We start from the raw sequence: 23,023 nt of genomic DNA on the forward strand, positions 1-23,023 counted from the left end.
ATGGTGGGTCGTGAAGGATTCGAACCTTCGACCAATTGGTTAAAAGCCAACTGCTCTACCGACTGAGCTAACGACCCGTCCACCTGCCTGCAGCGCTTGCCTTGACGGCCTCCCCTGCTGACGGGCGGCTATAATACCAAGTTCGATTTGCCTTGCAATAGGAAATTTGCGCTTCCGTGCCGCTTGCTCGGAAAAGCGGCAAAACGAGCAAAAACCAGAAAAGTTTTGCCGAAATAACCGCTTATTCAATCAAATCACTACAACTGCTTTTGCGCTAACTTGGCTGACGTGCTGCCAGGATATTGCTCAATCACTTTAGTAAAGTGCAATTTGGCCGCCGCCGCGTCGCCTTGTTGCTTAGCAATCAATCCCTGCTTATACAGTGAATCGGCGCGCTTGCCCGAATTAGGATAGTTACCAACCAAGTTGGCAAACATCTTATCGGCCTCGGCGAACTGACCTTGGGTGAACAGCACCTGCCCCAGCCAATAGTAGGCGTTCGGCGTCAGGTTAGATTGTGGGTATTTGGCAATGAAATCGCGAAACGCCGGAACCGCATCATCAAAGCGACGCTCTTTGGTCGCCAAGTTTAGCGCCGCATTGTAGGCATCGGTTTCCGATAGCGACACCACCGCCGCAGCGCCAGCGGTTGGTTGAGTTACCGGCGCCGTCACCACCGGCTGAGCCACCACTTTGGGTGCGCTTTGCAATTTCGCAATCTGCTGATACAGCTGACGCTGCCGTTCAGTCATCTGCTCGATCTGATAGGTCTGCGTTTCGGTCAAACCTCGCAGTTCACCATTTTCCCGTTGCAACTGTTCCAGCATCTGTTCCAGTCGCAAGGTCGATTGGCTGTTGGCACGCAGCAGTTGCTCTAATCGAGCAACGCGGCTCTCTAGGCTGGTGCTGGCGATGCCGGTCGTTGCGACAGCAACGCCCGGCGCATTAGCATCAACCACCGGCGCTTGTGCCAACGCACCGGCACTTAGTCCCAGCAGCGTCGCTGCCATAACCGCTTTATTCATCACGGCTCCTTACTCTCTAATTGCCTTAGTACGCCAATACCGCACGGCGGTTGGTAGCATGTGCCGCTTCGGTGGCGGAACTGTCCATCAACTTCTCTTCACCGTAAGGCACCACATTCATCTGTGATGACAGTACCCCAAGGCTTTGCATGTAGCGCTGTACGGCCTGACCACGGCGCTCTGACAGGGCAATATTGTACTCTGGAGTGCCACGCTCATCGGAGTGCCCCTCGATCAGCACGGTGCTGTGTGGGTTTTCAATCAAAAAGGCCGCGTGCGCTTCTAAAATCTCCGCGTACTTTGGATCGATGTCAGAGCGATCGTAGGCGAAGTAGATGATGTTCTCTTTGCGCATCTCGGCGTACTGCTCGCGCTGGATCTCTTCTGGGGTCTTTGGCTGCTCAAGCGCTCCCATCTCTGGGCCGCCAGTGCCACTGTTGCCATAGCCGTCGTTGTAGCCGCCATTGCTGACGGTTTCGCTGCTTACGCCACCGCTTTGTGCATCCACACCAGAGGTCGAACTACAGGCGCTCAGCGCCAACGCAGGGATCACAATCAGCAACCCTTTCAGTACTTGATTCAGTTTCATCGGTAAAAATCCTTGTTGTTTTTAATACTGTAAAAATGGCGACCACGCTGGCGCTTTAACGTGGCCGACCTGCATTGGCAGGCGCGCTTTAAAGCGACCGTCCATCGATACTGCAGCCAATACTTGGCGACCATTGTGGCTGGTTCCGTAAATAATCATGCTGCCGTTCGGGGCAACACTTGGCGATTCATCCAGATAGGTTTCGGTTAATACCTGCATCTGGTTGCTGTCCATATCCATCCGCGCAATGTGGAACTTGCCATTGGTGCGATTCACCATCACCAAACTGCGGCCATCCGGGGTAATCGAGCCACCGAGGTTCCATTCACCTTGGAAGGTCAGGCGTTGGACGCGGTTGCTATCAAGGTAAACTCGGTACAGTTGTGGCCGGCCGCCACGCTCTGAGGTAAACACCAGTGATTTCGAGTCTGGCGCCCACGCTGGCTCTGTGTCGATGGCGTAGTGGTTGGTTACTCGCTTCAGCGCTTTGGTCGCCAAGTTGATAACGTACAGTTCGGTGTTGCCATCTTTAGAGAGGGTCATCGCCAACTGTTTGCCATCCGGTGACCATTTCGGTGAACCATTGATCCCCGGGAATGAGGTGATCTTCTCGCGGCTGCGATTAAAGACGTCTTGGATGTAGATCTCAGAACGGCGGTTTTCAAACGACACGTACGCCAGTTTCTTACCATCTGGTGACCACGACGGTGACATCAGCGGCTCGCTGGAACCCAACAACATCTGTTCATCGTAGCCATCGTAATCGGCAACCCGTAATTGATAACGACTGCGGCTCTCTTGTTCGCCGACGGTGACGTAGGCGATCTTAGTCAGAAACGCGCCTTTAATGCCGGTCAGTTTCTCGTAAACGATGTCAGAGATCCGATGACCAAAGCGGCGAAACTCAGCGGCACTGATCATCACCGCCGATGTCGCCACAATATGCGCTTTGTCCTGATTGCCAGCCGCGCTGGTCTCGTTCGCCGCTTGCGCTCGCAACAGATCAATCAGTTCGAAACCCACTTCATATTGATCCGGGCCACGCTCGCGAATGGTGCCCACCACTACGGCTTCGGCGCCAGTGGCGATCCATTGGCTCAGATCCATCTGGCTTTCAGCGCCAATATTGGTTTGTGGCAGATCATTTGGCGCCAGTGGGCTAAATGAGCCACTGCGGCTAAGATCGGAAGCGACCACATCCGCTACCTGACTTGGCAGCGGCGAGATCCCCTCATAGACAAATGGCACTACCGCCACCGGCCGCGCCGCATCGACGCCTTCGGTGATCACAATCTCTAAAGCCGCTTGTGCCGGTTGCAGCACCACTACGGTTAGCCACGCTAACAGGGCTCCCCAACGAGTTTTTTTGCTCATCATGTCCTTACTTTTCCAAGGCAATGCGAAGGTTGATCTGTTTCATCTGCTGGTACACCTCATCGTCAGAGGAGACCGGCAGGTTGCCCGCTGCCTTAATGGCAGCTTCGGTGGCGCGACAGAGGTTACTGTCACCGCCTAATACGCTGTAGTTATACACGAAGCCATCTGGCGCCAGGCTTAACATCACCTGACACTCTTTGCCGATGGTGGTCGGATCGGAGCGCAGGTTACGTTTGATCGCCTGCTGGATCAGCACCGCATAGCGGTCGACTTCGCTCATCACTTTTTGCTGGCGTAACTGATCCAGCTGCGCTTGCTCCGCCGCCATCTGTGCTGCCAGTTCCGCCTCAGCAGCCTGACGCGCCGCTTCTTGCTGACGTTTGCGCTCTGCTGCCGCTTTGCGCTCCGCTTCAGCTTTCTCTGCTGCTAGTCGTTCGGCCTCTTTGCGCTTACGCGCTTCTTCAGCCTGGCGTGCTTGCTCTTCCGCTTGCTTGCGCTTGGCCTCGGCAGCACGCTGGGCTTTCTCTTCGGCGGCGCGTTGCTCAGCCGCCTGTTTGGCCTTTTGCTCTTCCGCTTGCTTCTTCAGTTTGGCTTGCTTGGCCGCTTCTTCGGCGCGCTTGACTTCCAACTGCTGCTGACGCTTTTGCTCCTCGAGTTTTGCCAATCGCTCCTGCTCGGCCTTGTTCTTGCGTTTAACCTCGTCAAGTTGGCGCTGAACCTCGGCTTGGCGCTGACGCTCGGCCGCCAGCGCCGCCGCTTGCTGGGCTTTAATGCGATCAACCTGCTGCTGCACCGCCGCCTTATCAACCGCAGTCGCTTTCACCACCGGCGCCGCCGATTGCTGCGGCATCGCCTCTGGTTTGGCGGCGAAGTCGACACTCACCATCAACAGGGCAATAACCCCCACGTGTAACAGCAGCGAGATTGCCACTGGCACCGTCATTGGCGATTTCATCGTTATTGATCCCCCGAATCGGTCATCAATCCCACCGACGGCACCCCGGCCGCCTGCAGCGTTACCATCAATTGAATCACCTGATCGTAGGGCACCCGGCCATCGCCATTGACCACCACCGGCCGGTTCGGTGCCAATTGCAGCTCCGCAGCCACCAGCGCCGCCAATTCATCCAACTGCAACGATTGGTTTTGATCGACGCTACCGTTGTTTAAGAAAAATTCACCATCGACCGTGACCGAAGCCACCAATGGCGGTTCGCTTTCCGTCGACAACGGCTGCGACTGCGCCTGCGGCAGATCGACACTAACCCCTTGGGTCACCACAGTGGCGGTCGCCATAAAGATGATCAACAGCACCAACATCACATCGATGTAAGGCACCACGTTGATCTCCGCCACCTTGCGGCGGCGCTTACGGGGAATGTATTGCATTAGCCCTGCTGCTCCACTTTGGTGCTGTAGGCTTGACGGTGCAAGATGGCGGAAAACTCATCCATAAAGTTGATGTAGCTGTTCTCCAGCTTTTCCACCTTGGTGCTTAAACGGTTGTAGAAAATCACCGCGGGGATCGCCGCGAACAAGCCCATGGCGGTCGCGATCAACGCCTCGGCGATGCCTGGTGCGACCATGGTTAAGGTAGCGTTTTTGACGGCGCCCAAGGCGATGAAGGAGTTCATGATCCCCCACACCGTACCAAATAGGCCGATGTACGGGCTGGTGGAACCGATTGACGCCAGCAGCGGTAGATGCAGCTCTAACTTATCCACTTCTCGGCTCAGTGCCACCCGCATCGCTCGGTAACTGCCGCTGGTGATGGCATCAGGGTTGGTCGAGGACTTACTTAGGCGCACGTATTCACGAAAGCCATTACTGAACATCAACTCCATGCCGGTGTTGTTGTCACCGCGAGCAGAGACCTCTTTATACAGTTGATTCAAATCAACCCCAGACCAGAAGCGGTCTTCAAAAGCCTTAGCTTGGTTGTTGGCCTGCTTAAGCACCTTGATTCGCTGAAAGATCACCGCCCACGCTGCAACCGACAACGCCAGCAGCAGCAACATCACCAGCTTAACCAGCACACTGGCCTGCAGAAATAGGCCGATAAATGAGATCTCAGTGTGCACGGGTTAGCTCCTCTTTAATGGCATTGGGGATCCGCGTTGGGCGGAAACTGTGGCTATCAAGGCAAGCCACTTGCACTTGCGCTCGACAGTAGCACTGCTGTTGTTGGTCCAGCAGTTGTTGTGAAAATTCAATGCGGGCGCCGCTGCAAGCGGTGATCTCGGTCACCACCAACAGTTGCTGGTTTAACCGCGCGGGTCGGATGAAATCGATGTTGATGTTTTTCACCACGAACATCCACGGATGATCGCTATCATGACCCTGATCAAAACCGGCGGCACGCAACATTTCAGTCCGTGCATGTTCAAAAAAGTTCAAATAGTTAGCGTGATAAACCACACCGCCAGCGTCGGTATCGGAATAGTAGATCCGCACTGGCCAGTCAAAGCTTGGATTAGACAAAACTTACAACGATTTAACGGAATATTGCCGCTACTATACCTGAGCCCAGTGACGGCGGGGAGGGGGTAAAAGCACCGACACGCCACAGTTTTTGCTTAAGCTTCAAGCGGCGCTAACATTTTTGCTGCAAATGCCAACAAAAAACCGAAGGATCTGAATGAATTCAAACCCTTCGGCTAATTTCAGCGATGTAACTTGGTTACATTTGTGCGGGCAACGGTTGCTTAAAGCTGGCCATCAGAAAAGCGAAGATGTCGCGATATTCGGCGATACGCATCGCCGTCGGTTTACCCGCACCGTGACCGGCATTGCTCTCAATCCGAGCGATGATCGGCGCACTGCCCTGCTGCTGCTGTTGCACCATGGCGGTAAACTTAAAACTGTGCGCGGGAACCACACGGTCATCGTGATCAGCGGTCATCACCATGGTGGCAGGATAATCACGTTTAGCGACATTGTGATACGGCGAATAGGCTTTTAAGAACGGGAACTGCTGTGGGTTATCGGCACTGCCATATTCGGAAACCCAAGCCCAACCGATGGTGAATTTATGAAAGCGCAGCATATCCAGCACCCCCACCGCAGGCAGCAGTGCGGCAAACAGATCCGGCCGTTGGGTCAACGCCGCTCCCATCAACAAGCCACCGTTAGAGCGGCCATAGCCGCCCAGTTTGCTGGGATTGGTATAGCCATTGGCGATCAGGTAAGCGGCGGCGGCGTAGTAGTCGTCAAACACATTCTGTTTGTTGCCATACAACGCCGCTTGATGCCATGCCTCGCCGTATTCGGCGCCGCCACGAATGTTAGGCACCGCATAAATACCGCCAAGCTCCATCCAGGCGATATTGGCTGGTGAGAACCGCGGCGTCACGCTGATGTTAAAGCCGCCATAGGCGTACAACAGCGTCGGATTAGTGCCATCTTTTTGTAATCCTTTTTTATAGGAGATTAGCATCGGCACCCGGGTGCCATCTTTGCTGTGATAGAACACCTGCTCGGTAACGAAATCGTCGGGGTTAAAGGCCACTTGTGGTTGCGAATGGGCAACCAGCTGCTTCTCGGCAAAATCAAAGCGATAGACCGCACTCGGCTGGGTATAACTGTTGTATTCAAAGTACAGATCGCCGCCGTCGGCTTGGCCTTTTAGGTTACGAACCCGACCGGCGCCTGGCAGTTCAACACGGTTCACCAAGGTACCATTGAGATCGTACAAGTTCAGATCCGCCAGCACATCTTTTAAGGTCACTACCGCTAAGTGGCCATTCACTAGCTTGATCTGATCAATCGGCCACTGCCCTTGCGCTAAGACCGTTTTAAACTCGGTGGGCTTGTCTGGATCAATGGCAACGACCTTGCTGTTGGGGGCGTCTTTATCGGTCAAAAACAGCAATCGGCCTTGGTGATCGCCTAAATAGGCATAGCTGGCATCAAAGTCGGTCAACAGCGGCTTCACTTCAGCGCTACCAACCTGATTGATGAACAGGCCAACTTTCGGACTGGTACCCTGCCACACGTAAATAAGTAGGTGCTTACCGTCGTCGGTAACATCGGTGCCAAAGCCCCACTCTTTTTTATCCGGCCGTTCATAGACCAATTGGTCTTGGCTTTGCACGTCACCTAAACGGTGGAAGTAAAGTTTTTGGTGATAGTTAACCTGTTCCAGCTTGCTGTCGGCATTGGGCTGATCGTAACGGGCATACCATACGCCACTGCCATCTTTAGCCCATTCGGCGCTGGTGAATTTAAGCCACTCCAGTTTGTCCGCCAGCGGCTCACCGGTTGCTACATCCAAAAACTGCCATGTTTGCCAATCCGAGCCGGACACCGAGGTGCCGTAGGCCAGCACCTTACCATCTGGGCTTAATGAGGTGCCGCTTAAGGCGACCGTGCCATCATCGGAGAAGGTATTGGGATCCAGCAGCACCCGAGGCTGCGCTTTGCCGATTTGCAAATACAGTACGTCTTGGCTTTGTAGGCCGTCGTTGGCGAAATACAACTGCATCTGGCCACGGATCTGCGGCGCCCGCTGGGATGGGTAGTCCCAAAGCTCGGCGATACGTTGCTCTAACACCTCACGGTTGGCGATGCCCGCCAGATAATCCTCACCATATTGCTGCTGTTGCTTAACCCAACTCTGAGTGCGCGGATCTTGCGGCTGCTCTAAATAACGGTAGGGATCGGCAACCGCGACGCCATGCAGTTGTTCAACTAATGGTTCGGACGCGGCCTGTGGCATCGCCGCGGTTATCGCCACTGGGGTCTGTTGGCAGCCACTCAGTATCATCGCGGCTGCGGCCGCCCAAAGAGTGCTGGTTATCCGTTGGTTCATTAACGAAATCCTTGTTAATCAAAGGTTAATCCACGCAGGCAGTGTATCTATTCCGGTAACGGTGATCACCGTTGTTTTGTATGTGACGAGCGCAAGGTTGTGTCAAAACATTACAAATTGTTGGTGTGGGCGCCATCAATTGCGTTATCCAGATCACAGTTTTAGCCGCAGCACGCGCCACCTCAAAGCGGTAATTTGCTTCAAATCAACTTACCGACATAAATAAGTTTTTCTAATGCGAACTGCCGATTTTTCTTGGTTGAGAGGGGGCAACTTCCTGCCTAGAATGCGCAACATATCGGAGGCGCTGACTTGTCAGATAGATTCCGGCGCTGTTGAACTTGAGCACTTCAACCGCGTTCCCTGGTTCTTTTGCTTAACTTCCTTGTATATCTTGATTGAATTTCAATCTCAGCCCGTTGATGAAAATCGACGGGTTTTTTTTATCAAAAAAACACCGCTAAAGCGGTGTTTTCAAGGGGTTATGCGTTGATTAGGCGACGCCATCGGCACCGTTTAAACCGCAATCTCCGTCAGTTGCGGTAACGGCGCGGACACCCCAGAGGCAAGATAAGGGATCACCCGCCGCAGCACCGATTCAACGTTGTTGTGCTGCTCAAAATCCGCCGCCGCAATATCCGCCAGTGCATCAAATGAACTCATGGTGAACACCAGCGCTCCCAAACTAAAATGCAGTCGCCAGAACACCTCAACAGGCGTTACATGGGGCGCAGCTCGGTCAATCAACCGTGCCATCTGTTGCAGTACTTCACCATGCTTGGTGGTGACAAACCAACGCAGATGCCCTTGGCTTTCAATGTAGCCGCGACCAAGCAGTTGTAAGAAGATCACGGTGCCATTATGGCGCACGTTGTTGGCGGTCATTAATGGCGCCACCATCGCTTCAAAGACCTCATCCAAACGCAAGTTGGCGCGGCTATCTAACTGATTCAGTGCCTGCAACATCTGTGGCATTGAATGATCCAGATAACGCGCCAGTACCGCTTGGATCAGCTCTTTTTTGGAGCCGAAGTGGTAATTAACCGACGCCAGATTGACTTCCGCTTTGCTGGTAATCAGTCGCAACGAGGTTTCGGAAAAACCGCGCTCGGCAAACAAGCGCTCTGCTGCGTTTAAGATCCGCTCCTTGGTTGTTAACCTATTACTCATAAGTTGGCATCCATCTGTTTACAATTAAACGTTCGTTTAAAATATGCTCAGCTCCAGCGGAAGTCAAAGCGGATATGATTATCAACCGCCTAGCTGTTGCTATGGCCGCCCAACTAAAACACCACCAAGCGGTCGGCAAACCCCCTTCGCCAAAGCACCAGCCAGCGGCGTTGAAACGCCGCCGCGGTTAGCAGTGCTAACCGTTTAAAGGCAACTCACCTTCGGGTATAATCCGCCGACTTTTTCAACCACAGCGAGTAATCGACCTCGATGACCGTAAACACCTTTGATCCAAACGCAGCCACGGCCACCCAGCCGAGCACCACTCACCCAACCGTGACCGCACCGCAGATGGGCGACCAAGCCAATGGCACCAAGATTGGTTTCGTCTCTTTGGGCTGCCCAAAGAACTTGGTGGACTCCGAGCGGATCCTGACTCAGCTGCGCATTGAAGGCTACGACATCATCAACAGCTACGCTGGTGCCGATCTGGTGATCGTCAACACCTGTGGTTTCATCGACTCGGCGGTGCAAGAGTCACTGGACACCATCGGCGAAGCGTTGGCGGAAAACGGCAAGGTGCTGGTAACCGGTTGTCTGGGTGCCAAAGAGGACGAAATTCGCCAGATCCACCCGAAAGTACTGGGGATCACCGGCCCACACGCTTACGAAATGGTACTGGAACAGGTACACCAACTGCTGCCAAAGCCAGAACACAACCCAATGACCAGCCTGATCCCCGATCACGGCGTCAAGCTGACTCCACGTCACTACGCCTATCTAAAGATCTCCGAAGGCTGCGATCACAAATGTACTTTCTGCATCATCCCATCGATGCGTGGCGAGTTGGACAGCCGTCCAATCGGCAACATTTTGGATGAAGCCAAACGTCTGAAAGAAGCAGGCGTAAAAGAGCTGCTGGTGATCAGCCAAGACACCGGCGCTTACGGTACCGACGTTAAGCACAAGACCGGATTCTGGAATGGCATGCCGGTTAAAACCGCGCTGCTGGAGCTGGCAACCAAGCTGGCGGAATTCGGCATTTGGGTACGTCTGCACTACGTCTACCCCTACCCAAACATTGAAAAGCTGATGCCGCTAATGGCGGAAGGCAAGATTCTGCCTTACTTGGATGTGCCACTGCAGCACGCCGCGCCATCGGTATTGAAACGGATGAAACGCCCGGGCAACGCCGAACGCACTCTGGAGCAGATCCAGCGCTGGCGCGAGATCTGCCCAGATCTGGTGATCCGCTCTACCTTTATCGTCGGTTTCCCTGGCGAAACCGAAGAGGAGTTCGAGCAACTGCTGGACTTCATTGAAGCGGCACAGCTAGATCGCGTTGGCTGCTTTAAGTACAGCCCCGTGGAAGGCGCCAAGGCCAATGAACTGGACAACCCAGTGTCCGACGAAATCGCTGAAGAACGCTTCCAGCGCTTTATGGCACTGCAAGCCGAGATCAGCCGTGACAAGCTGCAAGATCGCATCGGCCAAGAGATGTTGGTACTGGTGGATGAGATTGGCGAAGACGGCGCCATCGGCCGCAGCTACGCAGATGCCCCAGAGATCGACGGCAAAGTGACCATCGGCGGTGAGTACGATCTAAATCCTGGCGATATGGTGTGGGTTGCGATCGAATACGCCGACGACCACGACCTGTTCGGTACTCTGGTCGAAGACGACGAAGAGGAAGAAGGCGAACAGGCGTAATCGCCCAGCCTGAACCGACTAATCGATGCCCGCATTGGCAATGCCGATGCGGGCATTTTGTTGTTAGCCTTCCAGCAGCGGTGCCAGTTTTAGTAGCTCGGCGATGTTGCTGGCGCCAAGCTTTTTCATCACCTTAGCGCGGTGTACTTCAATGGTTCGTACCGCCACAAACAAGGTATCGGCCATCTGCTTGTTGGTTTGACCGCTAACCACCAACCGAAAAATCTCGCGCTCCCGTTCGGTTAGGCTGTCTAGCAAGTGATGTTCCGCCTGCTTTTGCCCAAGTTGCTGACTGTGCGCCAACCCCTTAGCCAGCGCATCTGCCAACGCTTGGCCTTGCACCGGCTTTTGGAAAAAATCGAAAGCGCCATTTTTCAGGGCATCGACGGCCATCGGCACATCGCCATGACCGGTTAAAAAGATCACCGCCAGCGGACTTTGGCTCTGATTCAGCTGCTGCTGCAGCTGTTGCCCTGTCAGCCCTGGCATCCGCGAGTCCAAAATCACGCAACCGGGTTGGCTCAAATCGATCTGTTGCAAAAACAGCTGGCCATCGGCAAACCACTGCACTTGATAGCCAAAGCCTTCCAGTAAGAAGGTTAAAGAATCGGCCACCGCTTCATCGTCATCCACCAAATAAACGGTCTGCATCGTCGTCATTTCATCACTCACCTTGGTGTTCCTGCTTTGGGTAATATCGCAGTTGTTGTTCGCTTGCGAGTTGTTTGAAGCAAAGTTTGAATAAGCCCACACAGGATTGCTCAAGAGTGAGGTATGGTTCGACTTTTTTGACGCTGTCGAGTTTGCCGTGTTGCGCTTGTTTTCCACCTTTAGTTTGCTGCTGACGCTGATGTTGGCCGCCATCCCAGCGAAGGCCACCACTGCCGAGGACACCGAGGTGGTCGATTACCATGTTGGCGTATTAGCCAATTGGGGTTATCAGGATGCAGAGCGACGTTGGCAACCATTAATGGACTACCTTAGCCAGCAACTGCCTAATGCTCGCTTTCGCGTCCATCCCGGTACCTTCAATGAACTGAACCACGCCCTGCAAGCTGGCCAAATACAGTTTTTGATCACCAACCCGGGGCAGTACCTGTACCTGTCCAACCAATACCCGTTGTCATGGTTAGCAACCATGAAATCACGTCAACACAATGGCACCACCAAGGCGATTGGTTCGGCGATTGTGGTGCGGCAGGACAGCGAGATCCGCACCCTGTTTGACCTGCAAAATAAAACCATCGCCGCCAGTGATCCCCACGCGTTGGGCGGATACCAAGCCACCATCGGTCTATTAAAGCAGTTGGGCGTCGACAGTACCTCATGGTTTAAACGGGTCAATTTCTTGGGTTTTCCGCTGGATCCCCTGATCTATCAAGTGCGCGATGGCAATGTTGACGCCGCCATTACCCCAGTTTGCACCCTAGAGCAGATGAGCCAACGGGGGTTAATCAGTGCCGATCAGTACCGCGTGCTCAACCCCAGTCGCCCCAGCGGTTTTGAATGTCAGTGCTCAACCAACCTGTATCCGAATTGGTCATTTGCCGCCAGTGAAAAGGTTCAGGTCGACCTAACTAAACGGTTAACCCAAGCGCTACTGGCATTGCCCGCCGAGCACCCAGCGGCCATCAAGGCGCAGTTAAGTGGCTGGACCTCCCCCATTAGCCAACTGCAGGTGATCCAACTGTTCGATGAACTGCAGTTCACCCAAGCCAACGACAACAAGTGGGATCAGCTTTATCACTGGTTAAAAGCCAATGACCACTGGGGCGTTGTCGCCATCCTGCTGTTTGTTCTGGCGACCAGTTACCACTTTTGGATTGAATATAAGTTTCGTCAGAAAAGCGAAGCGCTGCTGGCCAGCGAGCGCCAGTTAAAACTCAATGCGATCGCCATGGAGCGGCTACAAAGCAGCGCGATACTGGGAGAGATTGGCGCAGGATTAGCGCACGAGTTGAATCAGCCGATTGCCGCCATCAGTAACTACAGTGAAGGAGGCATTATGCGAGCGCAGGCCGGCCGAGGAACGAGCGACGATCATTTGGCGCTGCTTAAGAAGATCCAAAGCCAATCGCAACGCGCCTCCGAGGTGGTGCAGCGGATCCGCGGTCTGCTTAAGCGCCGGGAAGCGGTGATGAGCGACGTAAACCTGCTGTCGCTGGTGGATGAGGCGTTAGCGCTACTGAACGTCGAATTAACCCGGCGCCAAATCGAAGTTCGCACTCAGGTTGAAGGCGAACCGTTTTTCATCAGCGGCGATCGTGTTGGGTTGCTGCAAGTGCTGGTGAATATTTTGAAAAACAGCATTGATGCCTTAGATGAGTGCCCAGCACCGCATCACGGCCAGTTATTGGTACAGTTTCAGTTTTTGGCCGAGCAGGTCAATCTTGCGGTTATCGATAATGGCCCAGGCTTAGCACTGGAGAGCGATGCGCTGATGGCGACCTTTTTCTCCACCAAAGCCGATGGCTTAGGTTTAGGGCTGGCGATCTGTAACGACATCATTAAACAGCATCAAGGGCTGTTTACCTTGCAGCAGCGCGATGATGGCCAACTGGGTTGTCAAGCGCAGTTAAAACTGCGCCGCCGTGGCAGCCAACAACCGGTACATTAACTTAACCCAAACAAGGGAGCCATCAGGCTCCCTTAATGTTATTCAACGCGCCAGATTAGCCCGCACAGTCAAACCAGCAGCATCAGCCACCAAGACAAAGGTGACCGCAGCGACCATTAGGCTTGCTTTGGCGCGATGGTTCGCACAATCCCAAGTTATGTGGCAAACCACAATAGACAGCAGCAGCCCGTTGCGGCGGTTAACCTCTGACCATTGAGATGGCTCACAACCTCGACTGACGAATACCCACTATGTGGTAAACCACAATATCCGCCCTGTCCCCGCATTCGCACAATGACCTGGTAATCCACCAAAATACCGGGGACAAATTCCATGAAACTAGATCGGCGAACCTTTATTAAAGGCGCTGGCATCGGTACCGCTGGCTGCGCGCTTGCGACCATGCTGCCGGGCACCTTAGGCGCATTAGAGCGCGGTCAACTGAATGGCTCCGCCACGGAAGTCGCCAGCATCTGTGAGATGTGCTCAACCCGTTGCCCAATCTCTGCACGAGTGGTCAATGGCAAAAACGTATCGATCTTAGGCAACGCCAAAGCCAAAGATTTCGGCGGCGCGGTTTGTGCCCGTGGTGGCTCAGGCCACAGCCAACTGTACGATAAGCAACGACTGGTTAAGCCGCTGAAGCGCATCGGCGCGCGCGGCGAAGGCAAATGGCAACAGATCGAGTGGGATGAAGCCTACCAAATCATCGCCAACAACCTTAATCAGATCAAAGCGCAGTACGGCCCCGAAGCGGTGGCTTTCTCCTCTAAATCCGGTTCCAACCACGGTTTTATCTTCCATTTAGCAAAAGCCTTCGGCAGCCCAAATACCTTTACCCACGCTTCCACCTGTCCGGGTGCCTACGCCATTGCCGCCAAGGCGATGTACGGCGGCAGCGTCAAACGCGACTTAGCCGATTCCAAGTACATCATTAACTTCGGGCATAACCTGTACGAAGGCATCAACATGGCGGAAACCCGCGGCATGATGCACGCGCAAACCGAAAAAGGCGCCAAGTTGGTGGTGTTTGAACCACGCTTTTCGATCGTCGCCGACAAAGCCGATGAATGGTATGCGATCAAGCCCGGCACCGATGTCACCGTGGCCTTGGCCATTAGCCATGTGCTGATCAACGACAATCTGTACGACCGCGAGTTTGTTCAGCAGTACGTTAGCGGCTTTGATGAGTTCGCCGCCGAAGTGCAGCAATACACCCCAGAGTGGGCGGAAGCGATCTCCGATGTGCCAGCCAAAGACATTCGCCGGATTGCCCACGAATTGGCCGCTGCCGCGCCCCATGCGCTGATGGATTTTGGTCACCGTGCCACCTTCACCCCAGAAGAGTTCGAGATGCGCCGCGCCATCTATGCGGTGAACGTGCTGATCGGTAACTTAGAGCGCAAAGGCGGCCTGTACTTCGCTAAAAAAGCGAGCACCTACAACAAGTTCGCCGGTGAAACCGCGGCACCAGTGCTGGCCAAGCCAGGGGTTAAAGATCTGCCTAAAATCAGCGCACCGCGGATTGACTTGGTCGATAAGCAGTTTGCGATGATCGCTGCATCTGGCGGTATCTACCAATCGATTTTGGATGCCACCTTAGAAGCTAAACCCTACCAAATCCGCGGTTGGGTGATGAGCCGCACCAACCCGATGCAGACCATGACCGATCGTGCCCGCGTCGTTGCGGCCATGAACAAGATGGATTTCATCGTCAGTTGTGACATCTACGTCAGTGAAACCGCCGCCTATGCGGATCTGGTGTTGCCGGAGTCCACTTACCTAGAACGCGATGAAGAGATCGCCGACATCTCCAGCAAAAATCCAGCCTACTACGTTCGCCAAAAAGTGGTTGAGCCGATTGGCGACACCCGCGCCAGCATCCAGATCTTCAAAGAGATCGGAGTCGCTCTGGGACTCGGTGAATACTTCCCTTGGGATAACATCGAAACCTTGCAGCTGTTCCAAACCGGCAATAACCCGGCACTACTGCAACAGCTTAAACAGGATGGTTACGTTAGCTACGGCACCCCATTGATGCTGCGCGAAGCGGGCATGGTTAAGCAGTTTACCAAGGCCCACAGCAACGCAGTTGCCGCCGATGCTGATGGCACCTACGCCAGCCACATTAAGTTCAACACCCCAACTGGCAAGATCGAATTGAGCTCGGCCAAGGTGGAGCAGTTGGCCGAGGGACGTGGGGTCATTCGCTACCGTGAAGTGAATCTGAAAAAAGCCGATGAGCTGTTCTTTATTCAGGGCAAAACCGCCATTCACACCAACGGCGCCACCCACAACGTACCGATGTTGGCCAACCTGATGTCGGACAACGCCATGTGGATCCATCCGGTCACCGCCAACCTGCTCAATATTGCCAACGGCGATCGCATTCGCATCTACAACGACACCGGTAGCGAAGAGGGCCACGCCCTAGTAACCCCAGGCATTCGCCCAGATACCGTTTTTGCCTACATGGGCTTTGGCTCTAAGAACAAAGAGCTAACCCGTGCAACTGGCAAAGGGATCCACTGCGGCAACTTGCTACCCCACGTAACCTCGCCGGTAACCGGCATGAACTTGCACACCACTGGCGTCAAGATCGAAAAGATTTAATTGGAGTTGATTATGAGCAAGCGTTACGTGCTCGTGCACGATGAAAGCAAATGCATCGGCTGTCAGGCCTGCAGTGTCGCCTGTCGCAGCGAAAATGACGTACCAGAATCGGTAACTCGGCTGCAGGTTCGGATTGAAGGCCCATTTGGCAACTACCCCAACCTGCACTTTAAGTACAACCGCGTTTCCTGCGAACAGTGCGAAAACGCCCCTTGTGTGAAGGTCTGTCCAACCGGCGCCGCCTACGTTGGTGACGACGGCATCGTCTCCATCAAACAAGACAAATGCGTTGGCTGCCTCTACTGCGTTGCTGCCTGTCCTTACAAAGTGCGCTTCATCAACCCTGAGACCCGAGTACCGGATAAGTGCAACTACTGCAAAGACACCCGCTTGGCTCGCGGCGAACTGCCAGCCTGCGTCAGCGTTTGTCCTACCCAAGCGTTAACGTTTGGCGACGCCAACGATCTGACCAGTGAGGTGCGCCGTCTGCTGGACAGCAAGCCGAACTATCAGCAAAAGCTCAACCTTGGCACCAAGCCACGTTTGTACCGTATCCCAGGTCGTAAAGGAGGGATCCAAGCATGAACAATATCTGGGGCTCGATGGAGCAATACGATCCGGTCGTTTGGAACTGGATCATCGCGGTTTACCTGTTTATGGCTGGCCTGTCTGCCGGTTCGATGTTGGTCGCTATTGGCCTGAAATGGTACAAGCAGTCCCGCGGTTTGCCGTGTGAAGGACTGCCGGTACTGAAGGCCGCCGCCGTGCTAGGGCCAGTGGCAATCTGTTTGGGGATGGCGCTGCTGGTGCTGGATCTGACTAAACCGTTCCATTTTTACCTGATCCTCATCAACTACAACCTGACTTCGGTGATGTCGTGGGGGGTAATCGCTCTGCTGTTGTACATCCCGCTGGTGTTTGTCTTTGCGGCGCTGGAGTTTGAAAAGCCATTGCTAAAAGCGCTGCCGCAACTGACTGGGATGTTGAAAGTGTGCCGCCAAGCGGAAGCCAGCTTAAACAAGCTGATCTTTGCTCTAGCTTTGGGCGTTGGCGTCTACACCGGCTTCTTGCTGTCGGCGATGATCAGCTATCCGATCCTCAACACCGCGGTACTGCCAGCGCTGTTCTTGGCTTCGGCGCTGTCGGTCGGCTCCGCCGGTAACATCCTGGTGGCAACCCTGTTCTTTAGCAAAAAAGAGTCCGACTGTATCGAGCAGGTACACCGCATCGAATACCCTGTGGCCTTTAACGAAGCACTGTGTCTGGTGCTGCTGTTTGTTGGTCTGAACTTCTCTGGCCCCGCGGCACAAGCCGCAACCGCCGCCATCACCACTGGCGCTTGGGCTGGGGTGTTCTGGATTGGCGTAGTTGGCTTAGGGTTGGCGGTACCGGTACTGGCCTCAACCTTTGCGCCAAAATCGTGGAAACACAGCAAGGGCTTCTTGGTGGCAGTATCCTCCTGCACCATCCTTGGCGTGTTGGCACTGCGTCACTTCGTGGTGTACGCCGGCCAAAGCTACATCTCCTAAGCCTTGGCTAATTAAAAACGCCCGCACTGGCTGCCAGTGCGGGCGTTTTTATTACCAATTTACCGCAAACATTATCGCTTGCGGTTCAGTTCGCGGTTTTCCAGCTTGGCCTTGGGGCTCTTTTTCATCAGCACATAGACCGCGCCGGTGCCGCCGTGGTGCGGTTGGGCACTGTGAAATGCCAGCACTTCTGGAATGCAGGGTAACCACTTGGCCACATAGCTTTTAAGCACCCCACGAAACGGCTTGGAGTTCAGCCCTTTACCATGCAGCACAATGGCACTGCGAACGTCAGTGCGCTGACAATCCGCAATAAATTGCAGCAGTGCCTGACGCGACTGTTCAACCGTCAAGCCATGCAGATCCAAGCGGGCGTCGATGCTGTAGTGGCCAAGACGCAGATTTTTGTAGACCCCGTGCTGCATACCGCCACGGGTCCAGCCAATGATCTCGTCGGGATCTATCGGTTCAACCGCATCCAGAGTTAACTGGTCATCAGCTTGCTGGCTCTGCGCTTGGGCTGCAGCTCGACGCGCTAACTGCGCCTCTGTAACTGCCGTCGGCCCGCTGGTAGCGACTTTGTCATTTTTTGCCAGAGGCTTCACATCGGACATCGCTTGCCAAAACAACGACTGTTCGTTGTCCATAATTGATCCTCCAATTCACGCGATATCCGTCATTATATCGATTTGACCGCCACCACTGACAATTTGCTGCACGCATCTCACAAATTGTTAAGCTTTGTCACTTTTACTTAAGCGCAGCCTCCGCCACACTGAGGCCATATGGATATCGCCAACCGAGCGTTGGACGTTGCGAGGATGTTTTGCGTTTTTTGTTCCCCTTAATGGTGCTGATTATGGCACCGCCGTTGATGGCCAAGGACGATGCCATCAATACGCTGTACCGTGAGTTTGCCAGTGCTTACCAGCAACTCGATCGCAGTCGAATTGAGCAGCAATACCTGCCCCAAGCGCTAATGATGGGAGTCTCGGAAAAACGCCCGTTTGTTGAGGGGCGAGACAACATTTTGGCCGCTTATGACCACTGGTTTACCAAGGTCGCTAACCGTCAAGGCAGCATCGAGATACGTTTTCGTGGCAGCAATCGGGTGCACTATCAACAGGTGGTGGTCGACGCCGGCTACTACCAAATTCGTTACCAGCCTGAGCCCAGCAGTGGCGAAGCTCCAACCCAGTTTGGCGGCAAATACCAATTTACCTTGCTGCAAAATGGCGAAGGTCGCTGGCAAATTTTGGCTGACAGTGTGTCTCGGGTAGAACAGCAATTATTTGTCGACAGCAAACCGGTTTCAGGGCTGGTTTATGACGACGCTTTTGCGATAATCGCCGCCTCGTCCGCCAACAAAGACTAAACACCATGTTATGCCCATGCGGTAGTCAAACCGACTACAGCCTCTGTTGCCAACCGCTGCACCTCGGTGTGGCACACGCCGAAACCCCAAAACAGTTGATGGCCTCGCGCTATTGCGCCTTTGTGATGGATCAAGCCGACTATCTGCTGGCGACCCACCATCCGGATTTTCGGGGTGACTTAACCCGCGAAGAGCTCAGCGAATCGGCGCAAACCACCGCTTGGCACTGCCTGCAAATTGTCGACGCAACGGTTACTGGCGATGTCGGAGAGGTCGAGTTTAAAGCTTGGTACCGGGAAGATAAGCGCCTGCAAGCGCTGCATGAACGGTCACGCTTTAGCCGTGAAGATGGCCTGTGGTATTACCGCGACGGCGAGATTCAACCGAGCCCGACGTTACCAGGGCGCAACGATGCCTGCTTATGCGGCTCGGGCAAGAAATTTAAGCGCTGCTGCGGCTAAATCCGCAGCGATGCGAGCCGCTGCTACGCCGCGGTTGGCGCGCTAATTGGTCGCCACACTGGACGGCTGAGCTGGCAGCGGATCCTCTGATGTCGCTACTGAGGCTGCCCCTTGGCCAAACTGCGCGTCCAACTGCTGCTCTAGCTCCTGTGCTGGAATCGCACGACTGTAGAAATAGCCTTGCATCTCGTCACACATGTGACTGCGTAAAAACTGCTGTTGGTACTGGTTTTCAACCCCTTCTGCGGTGATCCGCAGATTCAAGGCTTTACCCATGGCGATGATCGCCGGCACAATCTGGCGGCTTTCACGGGAAAATTCCAAATCGGCAATGAAGGAACGATCAATTTTTAGCTTTTGCACCGGCAACTGTTTCAGATAGCTCATCGAACTGTAGCCGGTACCAAAGTCATCAATCGCTAACTCTAGCCCCAGCTCGCCCAGTTGATGACACAGCTGTCCAGTTTGCACCACATCTTCCATTAGGCTGTTTTCGGTGATCTCCAGCACTAACGATTCCGGCTGCAAACGGTAACGATTAAGTTGATCCCAACAAATTTGGAAAAACTCGTCGCTCATTAGCTGCTTAACCGAAACGTTAACGTGCATGGTCATCTGCGGCCAACGTCGCTGCCATAAATGCAGTTGATACAGCGCCGACTCAAATACCCAGCGACCAATTTCATCAATTAAGTTACTGCGTTCCGCCAGATCAATAAAACGCCCAGGAAACACCAACCCCAAACGCGGATGCTGCCAACGGATCAACGCTTCTGCACCGACAATCTGGCCACTGCTGACGTCGATCAACGGCTGATAATGCAGTTGCATCTGCTTGCGAGTGATGGCACTGCGCAGCTCCACTTCCAGTTTCACTTCTTCCAAAAACGCCCGTTGCATCTTGGCGTTGTACTGATGCAGGGTGCGACTGCTCTTGGCGACTTTCATCGCCATATCGAGCGCGGCAAGTGGTCCAATTTGCGGATCCAGCATCGCCAGATCCAGCGCCGCCATGTTGACATCGATATGAAGCGTATCTCCGCCAAATAACATCTCACTGCGCAACCGTTTAAATAGAGTGATGCTGTTGGCAAGCAGTTCACGGCAGCAATCGCCATTGCAGCACGCCAGCACAAACTCATCGGCACCAATACGGTAGACCTCTGCACCGCTAAGTGGCGCAGTGACGTTAATCAAGCGCCGCGCCAACTCTTGCAATGCGAAGTCACCGGCGCGCTCTCCGTAGGTGTCGTTAAAGGCACGAAAGCCCTTGATATCAACAAGTAGCAATTGCTTTAGGTGCGACGTGCTTAGCTGTTCAATAAATCGAGCACGGTTGTAAACGCCAGTTAAGGGGCACAACCACAACCGCTGTTCGAGCTGTTGCTGATACAGATGTTGTTTGGTGATGTCATCGATAAACACCGCCACATAACGGCCACTGCTGTGGGGGATCGCTTCCAGTCGCAGTCTCAGTTGATGGCTAACGCCATCATTAAGCACCATCGCAAATTCGCCACTGGCGTGGGATTGCTGCTGCACCTGCGTTAACAACTGCTGCGCCAAATGCGGCTGCTGTTTGAAAACCGCAAGCTGGCTGGCAGGTCGACCGATCACCGCCGCCGCCGCCATCTGGTTGCTTTGCTGCTCGCTTTGATTGATGGCAACGATCTCAAGCGTATCTGCCTCGACGATCGCCACACGAGTAGGACAGCGTTGGAACAGGTTATCCAGCAGTTCAGGTAACAACTGTTGTTGCTGAGTTTGCAATTGCCCAAACTGCTTAGCAAAGTCAGCGACCCGTTGTTGGCCTTGCAAAATCTGCGATGGTTGCCAGTGGGTTGGTTGGGAGTACTCCAGCAAGACACAACCAAGCAATTGCTGCTCGACTATCGGGAACAGCAACAGCGAATGGACGCCATATTCAATCAAACACTGGCCATTAAGGGCAGAGGTTGCCGGATGCAATCGCGCCGCGCTGGCCATTATGGCCTCGCCATCGGCTAGCGCCTTAAATAGGGTTGGATAGTGAGCAGCTTGCAGGATGGGCAGTTGGCTAACGGCACTGCCGCTGTCGCCATGACAGAGCAATTGCAACGCTTGCGACGACGCGCAGTACTGCCAAAACGAACAGCCATCAGCAGCAAACTGATGTTGTAATGTCTCGGTTAACTGCCACGCACGGCCACCAAGGAATTGAGAATGATGCGAACTCGCTGCCGCATCGATGGCGCACTGTGCCATTAATGGTGCCATCCCTGACCAACAAAAACAGGGGAACGGTAGCCCGATTCCCCTGTTTCAACAATGATTTAGCTTAATTTTTGCGACCTAACGCCGACGCTGAAGCTAGATTATGCGCCCATCTCAAAAATCAGACGCTCGGCGGCACAGCTAAAGGTAACCTGACCTTTGATCATGGCACTGTCTGCATCCCAAGCCGCATCGCCGGTTACTTCCGCAAAGCGCTGCTGCGCACGAGCCAGATAGGCATCAAATTCCGCCATGCCAGCCGCTTCGTCAGCCGCAGCAAAGTTTACCTCTAGCACGTTATCTTCGGCAGAAATAACGGTACCGATATCAGCATAAGCGCCACAGCAATCGCTGGCGGTTTGTTCATGTTTAAAAGACATGGGTGCCTCTTAGGATCTATCAAAACGGGAAGTTGTTGCCGATTATAGGGGTGACGACCAGCAAGGCTGTGATCAGTGTCACGGCTATTGCCTTTGCTAAATAAACTTACTCGATAGAGGTAATCGCTTGTTACTGCACTAGGACAGTTGACCTTTGCCATCTGTTTTTACGCCCAGTCGCGGACGTAACTCTCAACAGCAAGATTTCGATTTAAAACCCGGGGCTGCCAATCGCATCCTCAATGACAGCCGCCAACCTCGGTCTAATTCTAATAACTGAAAACTGAAAGCTGAAAACTGAAAGCTGAAAGCTGAAACAGCAATACGCCCTAGGCGACCGCAACCAACGCCGCCGATTGCAGCCGTTGTTCGGCGATAATGTCCGCTAACTGCTTGTGTGGCGGCAGCGGTTTCGGATTGGTGGCCATCTGTGGCATCGCTTGTGACCACGGCTCGGCGTTGTTGAACGCTTGCTGCAAGCCAAATGGGTACGGGCCGCGCAGCTCCAGTGGTTCCGGTTCAAGACACTGTTGCAGTCGGCTTTGGGTTAGCCCCGATTGTTGGAACGCTTCGGCGCAGCGAATGGCACGCTGATCCTCGCAATACTGGCGAACCATCGGCGCCTCGTCGGGCAACTGCAGCCGCTGCCGCAATGATAATGCAGGGTTGCTGCTGGCACTTGGCAACTGGAACTCGGCAAAGCATCGTGCGTCTTGCACCAGCATCGCCAGCATTAAGCCAAAGTCGCTACGACGCGATTCGGTCACCGCGCTACTGAGGGCATTCCCCAGTTGCAGTTCATTGACCAAAATGGCGTCAGTGCGCATAGAAAACATCCAAAAACAAACCGTTCAAAGGGTTTATCGCACCAACAAAGCAAAACTTTAGAAAAAAAATGATCTTGGCGCTTTACAGGCGCAAAGAAATTGCTAGTATACGCCCCGCATTGAGGCAGCGGCGTATACGCCAAAGCACGGCACTTGTTAGAGCGGGTTGGGAAATCCTCTGATAAGTATAAAAATTTTTCTGGAGGGGTTCCCGAGTGGCCAAAGGGAGCAGATTGTAAATCTGCCGGCACTGCCTTCGATGGTTCGAATCCGTCTCCCTCCACCAT

General features: G+C 54.0%; 21 protein-coding genes and 2 tRNA genes. 8 read left to right on the forward strand and 15 right to left on the reverse strand.

From position 1 onward, the window contains the following. Position 1: 1 nt before the first annotated feature. The 10 genes from G506_RS0118085 to psrA form a co-directional block, all read right to left on the reverse strand. Positions 2 to 77: transfer RNA gene (locus G506_RS0118085), tRNA-Lys, on the reverse strand. 180 nt (positions 78 to 257) lie between these two features. Continuing rightward, the gene (gene ybgF, locus G506_RS0118090) at positions 258 to 1,025 is read right to left on the reverse strand and encodes a tol-pal system protein YbgF (protein ID WP_028118097.1); all 768 of its coding nucleotides are present in this window, start codon (positions 1,023 to 1,025) and stop codon (positions 258 to 260) included. Positions 1,026 to 1,050: 25 nt separating this feature from the next. Continuing rightward, entirely contained in the window at positions 1,051 to 1,614 is a 564-nt protein-coding gene (locus G506_RS0118095; protein WP_028118098.1) for an OmpA family protein, read from the reverse strand. A 21-nt stretch (positions 1,615 to 1,635) separates the two neighbouring features. Then, positions 1,636 to 2,988 (reverse strand): Tol-Pal system beta propeller repeat protein TolB, encoded by a 1,353-nt coding sequence (tolB, locus tag G506_RS0118100; RefSeq protein WP_051202262.1) that lies wholly within the window; start codon positions 2,986 to 2,988, stop codon positions 1,636 to 1,638. A 7-nt stretch (positions 2,989 to 2,995) separates the two neighbouring features. Beyond that, positions 2,996 to 3,946 carry a cell envelope integrity protein TolA gene (tolA, locus tag G506_RS0118105; protein ID WP_035387520.1) on the reverse strand — a complete coding sequence of 317 codons (951 nt, stop codon included), beginning with the start codon at positions 3,944 to 3,946 and terminating at the stop codon, positions 2,996 to 2,998. 2 nt (positions 3,947 to 3,948) lie between these two features. Continuing rightward, the gene (tolR, locus tag G506_RS0118110; protein WP_028118101.1) at positions 3,949 to 4,380 is read right to left on the reverse strand and encodes a protein TolR; all 432 of its coding nucleotides are present in this window, start codon (positions 4,378 to 4,380) and stop codon (positions 3,949 to 3,951) included. Continuing rightward, a complete protein-coding gene (gene tolQ, locus G506_RS0118115; RefSeq protein ID WP_028118102.1) occupies positions 4,380 to 5,072 on the reverse strand; it encodes a protein TolQ in 693 nt (230 codons plus the stop codon). Before tolQ ends, tolR begins: the two co-directional genes overlap by 1 nt. Next, positions 5,062 to 5,472 (reverse strand): tol-pal system-associated acyl-CoA thioesterase, encoded by a 411-nt coding sequence (gene ybgC, locus G506_RS0118120; protein ID WP_028118103.1) that lies wholly within the window; start codon positions 5,470 to 5,472, stop codon positions 5,062 to 5,064. The genes tolQ and ybgC overlap by 11 nt, the downstream gene beginning before the upstream one ends. A 199-nt stretch (positions 5,473 to 5,671) precedes the next feature. Further along, positions 5,672 to 7,801: a prolyl oligopeptidase family serine peptidase gene (locus tag G506_RS0118125; RefSeq protein WP_028118104.1), complete on the reverse strand. Its 2,130-nt coding sequence runs from the start codon at positions 7,799 to 7,801 to the stop codon at positions 5,672 to 5,674. Between the two features lie 516 nt (positions 7,802 to 8,317). Then, positions 8,318 to 8,971, reverse strand: a complete 654-nt coding sequence (psrA, locus tag G506_RS0118135) for a TetR family transcriptional repressor PsrA (protein WP_028118106.1) — start codon at positions 8,969 to 8,971, stop codon at positions 8,318 to 8,320. Positions 8,972 to 9,241: 270 nt separating this feature from the next. Here psrA and rimO point away from each other — a divergent pair, with 270 nt between their 5' ends. Next, positions 9,242 to 10,681: a 30S ribosomal protein S12 methylthiotransferase RimO gene (rimO, locus tag G506_RS0118145; protein ID WP_028118107.1), complete on the forward strand. Its 1,440-nt coding sequence runs from the start codon at positions 9,242 to 9,244 to the stop codon at positions 10,679 to 10,681. Positions 10,682 to 10,744: 63 nt separating this feature from the next. On the opposite strand, the gene G506_RS0118150 is transcribed toward rimO, so the two are convergent. After that, complete coding sequence (locus G506_RS0118150; RefSeq protein ID WP_028118108.1) at positions 10,745 to 11,341, reverse strand: response regulator transcription factor; 597 nt, start codon at positions 11,339 to 11,341, stop codon at positions 10,745 to 10,747. A gap of 148 nt (positions 11,342 to 11,489) precedes the next feature. Between G506_RS0118150 and G506_RS20205 the strand changes: the two genes are divergently transcribed. The 4 genes from G506_RS20205 (at position 11,490) to nrfD (ending at position 17,440) form a co-directional block, all read left to right on the forward strand. Continuing rightward, the gene (locus G506_RS20205; protein ID WP_240473459.1) at positions 11,490 to 13,298 is read left to right on the forward strand and encodes a sensor histidine kinase; all 1,809 of its coding nucleotides are present in this window, start codon (positions 11,490 to 11,492) and stop codon (positions 13,296 to 13,298) included. Positions 13,299 to 13,631: 333 nt separating this feature from the next. Then, positions 13,632 to 15,911 carry a thiosulfate reductase PhsA gene (phsA, locus tag G506_RS0118160; RefSeq protein WP_028118109.1) on the forward strand — a complete coding sequence of 760 codons (2,280 nt, stop codon included), beginning with the start codon at positions 13,632 to 13,634 and terminating at the stop codon, positions 15,909 to 15,911. 12 nt (positions 15,912 to 15,923) lie between these two features. Then, positions 15,924 to 16,496 (forward strand): 4Fe-4S dicluster domain-containing protein, encoded by a 573-nt coding sequence (locus G506_RS20210; RefSeq protein ID WP_035387521.1) that lies wholly within the window; start codon positions 15,924 to 15,926, stop codon positions 16,494 to 16,496. After that, positions 16,493 to 17,440 carry an NrfD/PsrC family molybdoenzyme membrane anchor subunit gene (gene nrfD / locus G506_RS0118170; RefSeq protein WP_028118110.1) on the forward strand — a complete coding sequence of 316 codons (948 nt, stop codon included), beginning with the start codon at positions 16,493 to 16,495 and terminating at the stop codon, positions 17,438 to 17,440. Before G506_RS20210 ends, nrfD begins: the two co-directional genes overlap by 4 nt. 71 nt (positions 17,441 to 17,511) lie before the next feature. On the opposite strand, the gene smrA is transcribed toward nrfD, so the two are convergent. Further along, positions 17,512 to 18,087, reverse strand: coding sequence for a DNA endonuclease SmrA (gene smrA, locus G506_RS0118175; protein WP_028118111.1), 576 nt, complete (start codon positions 18,085 to 18,087; stop codon positions 17,512 to 17,514). A gap of 212 nt (positions 18,088 to 18,299) precedes the next feature. Here smrA and G506_RS0118180 point away from each other — a divergent pair, with 212 nt between their 5' ends. Further along, positions 18,300 to 18,815, forward strand: a complete 516-nt coding sequence (locus G506_RS0118180; RefSeq protein ID WP_169628130.1) for a YybH family protein — start codon at positions 18,300 to 18,302, stop codon at positions 18,813 to 18,815. Positions 18,816 to 18,820: 5 nt separating this feature from the next. Next, on the forward strand, positions 18,821 to 19,276 hold the full coding sequence (locus G506_RS0118185; protein WP_028118113.1) for a YchJ family protein: 456 nt from the start codon (positions 18,821 to 18,823) through the stop codon (positions 19,274 to 19,276). A gap of 42 nt (positions 19,277 to 19,318) precedes the next feature. Here the strand turns inward: G506_RS0118185 and G506_RS20215 are convergent, their stop codons facing one another. From G506_RS20215 to G506_RS20220, 3 genes are all read right to left on the reverse strand, one after another. Next, positions 19,319 to 21,532 (reverse strand): putative bifunctional diguanylate cyclase/phosphodiesterase, encoded by a 2,214-nt coding sequence (locus tag G506_RS20215; protein ID WP_051202263.1) that lies wholly within the window; start codon positions 21,530 to 21,532, stop codon positions 19,319 to 19,321. A gap of 98 nt (positions 21,533 to 21,630) precedes the next feature. Further along, complete coding sequence (locus tag G506_RS0118195; RefSeq protein ID WP_028118114.1) at positions 21,631 to 21,909, reverse strand: DUF406 family protein; 279 nt, start codon at positions 21,907 to 21,909, stop codon at positions 21,631 to 21,633. Between the two features lie 329 nt (positions 21,910 to 22,238). Further along, the gene (locus G506_RS20220; protein WP_051202264.1) at positions 22,239 to 22,736 is read right to left on the reverse strand and encodes a VC2046/SO_2500 family protein; all 498 of its coding nucleotides are present in this window, start codon (positions 22,734 to 22,736) and stop codon (positions 22,239 to 22,241) included. Between the two features lie 201 nt (positions 22,737 to 22,937). Here G506_RS20220 and G506_RS0118205 point away from each other — a divergent pair. Beyond that, positions 22,938 to 23,022: transfer RNA gene (locus G506_RS0118205), tRNA-Tyr, on the forward strand. The last annotated feature ends 1 nt before the right edge of the window (position 23,023 follow it).

This window comes from Ferrimonas senticii DSM 18821, assembly GCF_000422665.1.
Lineage (GTDB): Bacteria > Pseudomonadota > Gammaproteobacteria > Enterobacterales > Shewanellaceae > Ferrimonas > Ferrimonas senticii.

Excerpts from the sequence above, each read along its gene's own strand:
- G506_RS0118195 (WP_028118114.1), bottom strand. The coding sequence starts at position 21,909 with ATGTCTTTTAAACATGAACAAACCGCCAGCGATTGCTGTGGCGCTTAT.
- tolB (WP_051202262.1), bottom strand. The coding sequence starts at position 2,988 with ATGAGCAAAAAAACTCGTTGGGGAGCCCTGTTAGCGTGGCTAACCGTA.
- nrfD (WP_028118110.1), top strand. The coding sequence starts at position 16,493 with ATGAACAATATCTGGGGCTCGATGGAGCAATACGATCCGGTCGTTTGG.
- G506_RS0118180 (WP_169628130.1), top strand. The coding sequence starts at position 18,300 with ATGGCACCGCCGTTGATGGCCAAGGACGATGCCATCAATACGCTGTAC.
- ybgF (WP_028118097.1), bottom strand. The coding sequence starts at position 1,025 with ATGAATAAAGCGGTTATGGCAGCGACGCTGCTGGGACTAAGTGCCGGT.
- tolR (WP_028118101.1), bottom strand. The coding sequence starts at position 4,380 with ATGCAATACATTCCCCGTAAGCGCCGCCGCAAGGTGGCGGAGATCAAC.
- G506_RS20210 (WP_035387521.1), top strand. The coding sequence starts at position 15,924 with ATGAGCAAGCGTTACGTGCTCGTGCACGATGAAAGCAAATGCATCGGC.
- G506_RS0118185 (WP_028118113.1), top strand. The coding sequence starts at position 18,821 with ATGTTATGCCCATGCGGTAGTCAAACCGACTACAGCCTCTGTTGCCAA.
- G506_RS0118150 (WP_028118108.1), bottom strand. The coding sequence starts at position 11,341 with ATGACGACGATGCAGACCGTTTATTTGGTGGATGACGATGAAGCGGTG.
- smrA (WP_028118111.1), bottom strand. The coding sequence starts at position 18,087 with ATGGACAACGAACAGTCGTTGTTTTGGCAAGCGATGTCCGATGTGAAG.
- phsA (WP_028118109.1), top strand. The coding sequence starts at position 13,632 with ATGAAACTAGATCGGCGAACCTTTATTAAAGGCGCTGGCATCGGTACC.
- psrA (WP_028118106.1), bottom strand. The coding sequence starts at position 8,971 with ATGAGTAATAGGTTAACAACCAAGGAGCGGATCTTAAACGCAGCAGAG.
- G506_RS0118095 (WP_028118098.1), bottom strand. The coding sequence starts at position 1,614 with ATGAAACTGAATCAAGTACTGAAAGGGTTGCTGATTGTGATCCCTGCG.
- rimO (WP_028118107.1), top strand. The coding sequence starts at position 9,242 with ATGACCGTAAACACCTTTGATCCAAACGCAGCCACGGCCACCCAGCCG.
- G506_RS20215 (WP_051202263.1), bottom strand. The coding sequence starts at position 21,532 with ATGGCACCATTAATGGCACAGTGCGCCATCGATGCGGCAGCGAGTTCG.
- G506_RS20220 (WP_051202264.1), bottom strand. The coding sequence starts at position 22,736 with ATGCGCACTGACGCCATTTTGGTCAATGAACTGCAACTGGGGAATGCC.
- tolA (WP_035387520.1), bottom strand. The coding sequence starts at position 3,946 with ATGAAATCGCCAATGACGGTGCCAGTGGCAATCTCGCTGCTGTTACAC.
- G506_RS0118125 (WP_028118104.1), bottom strand. The coding sequence starts at position 7,801 with ATGAACCAACGGATAACCAGCACTCTTTGGGCGGCCGCAGCCGCGATG.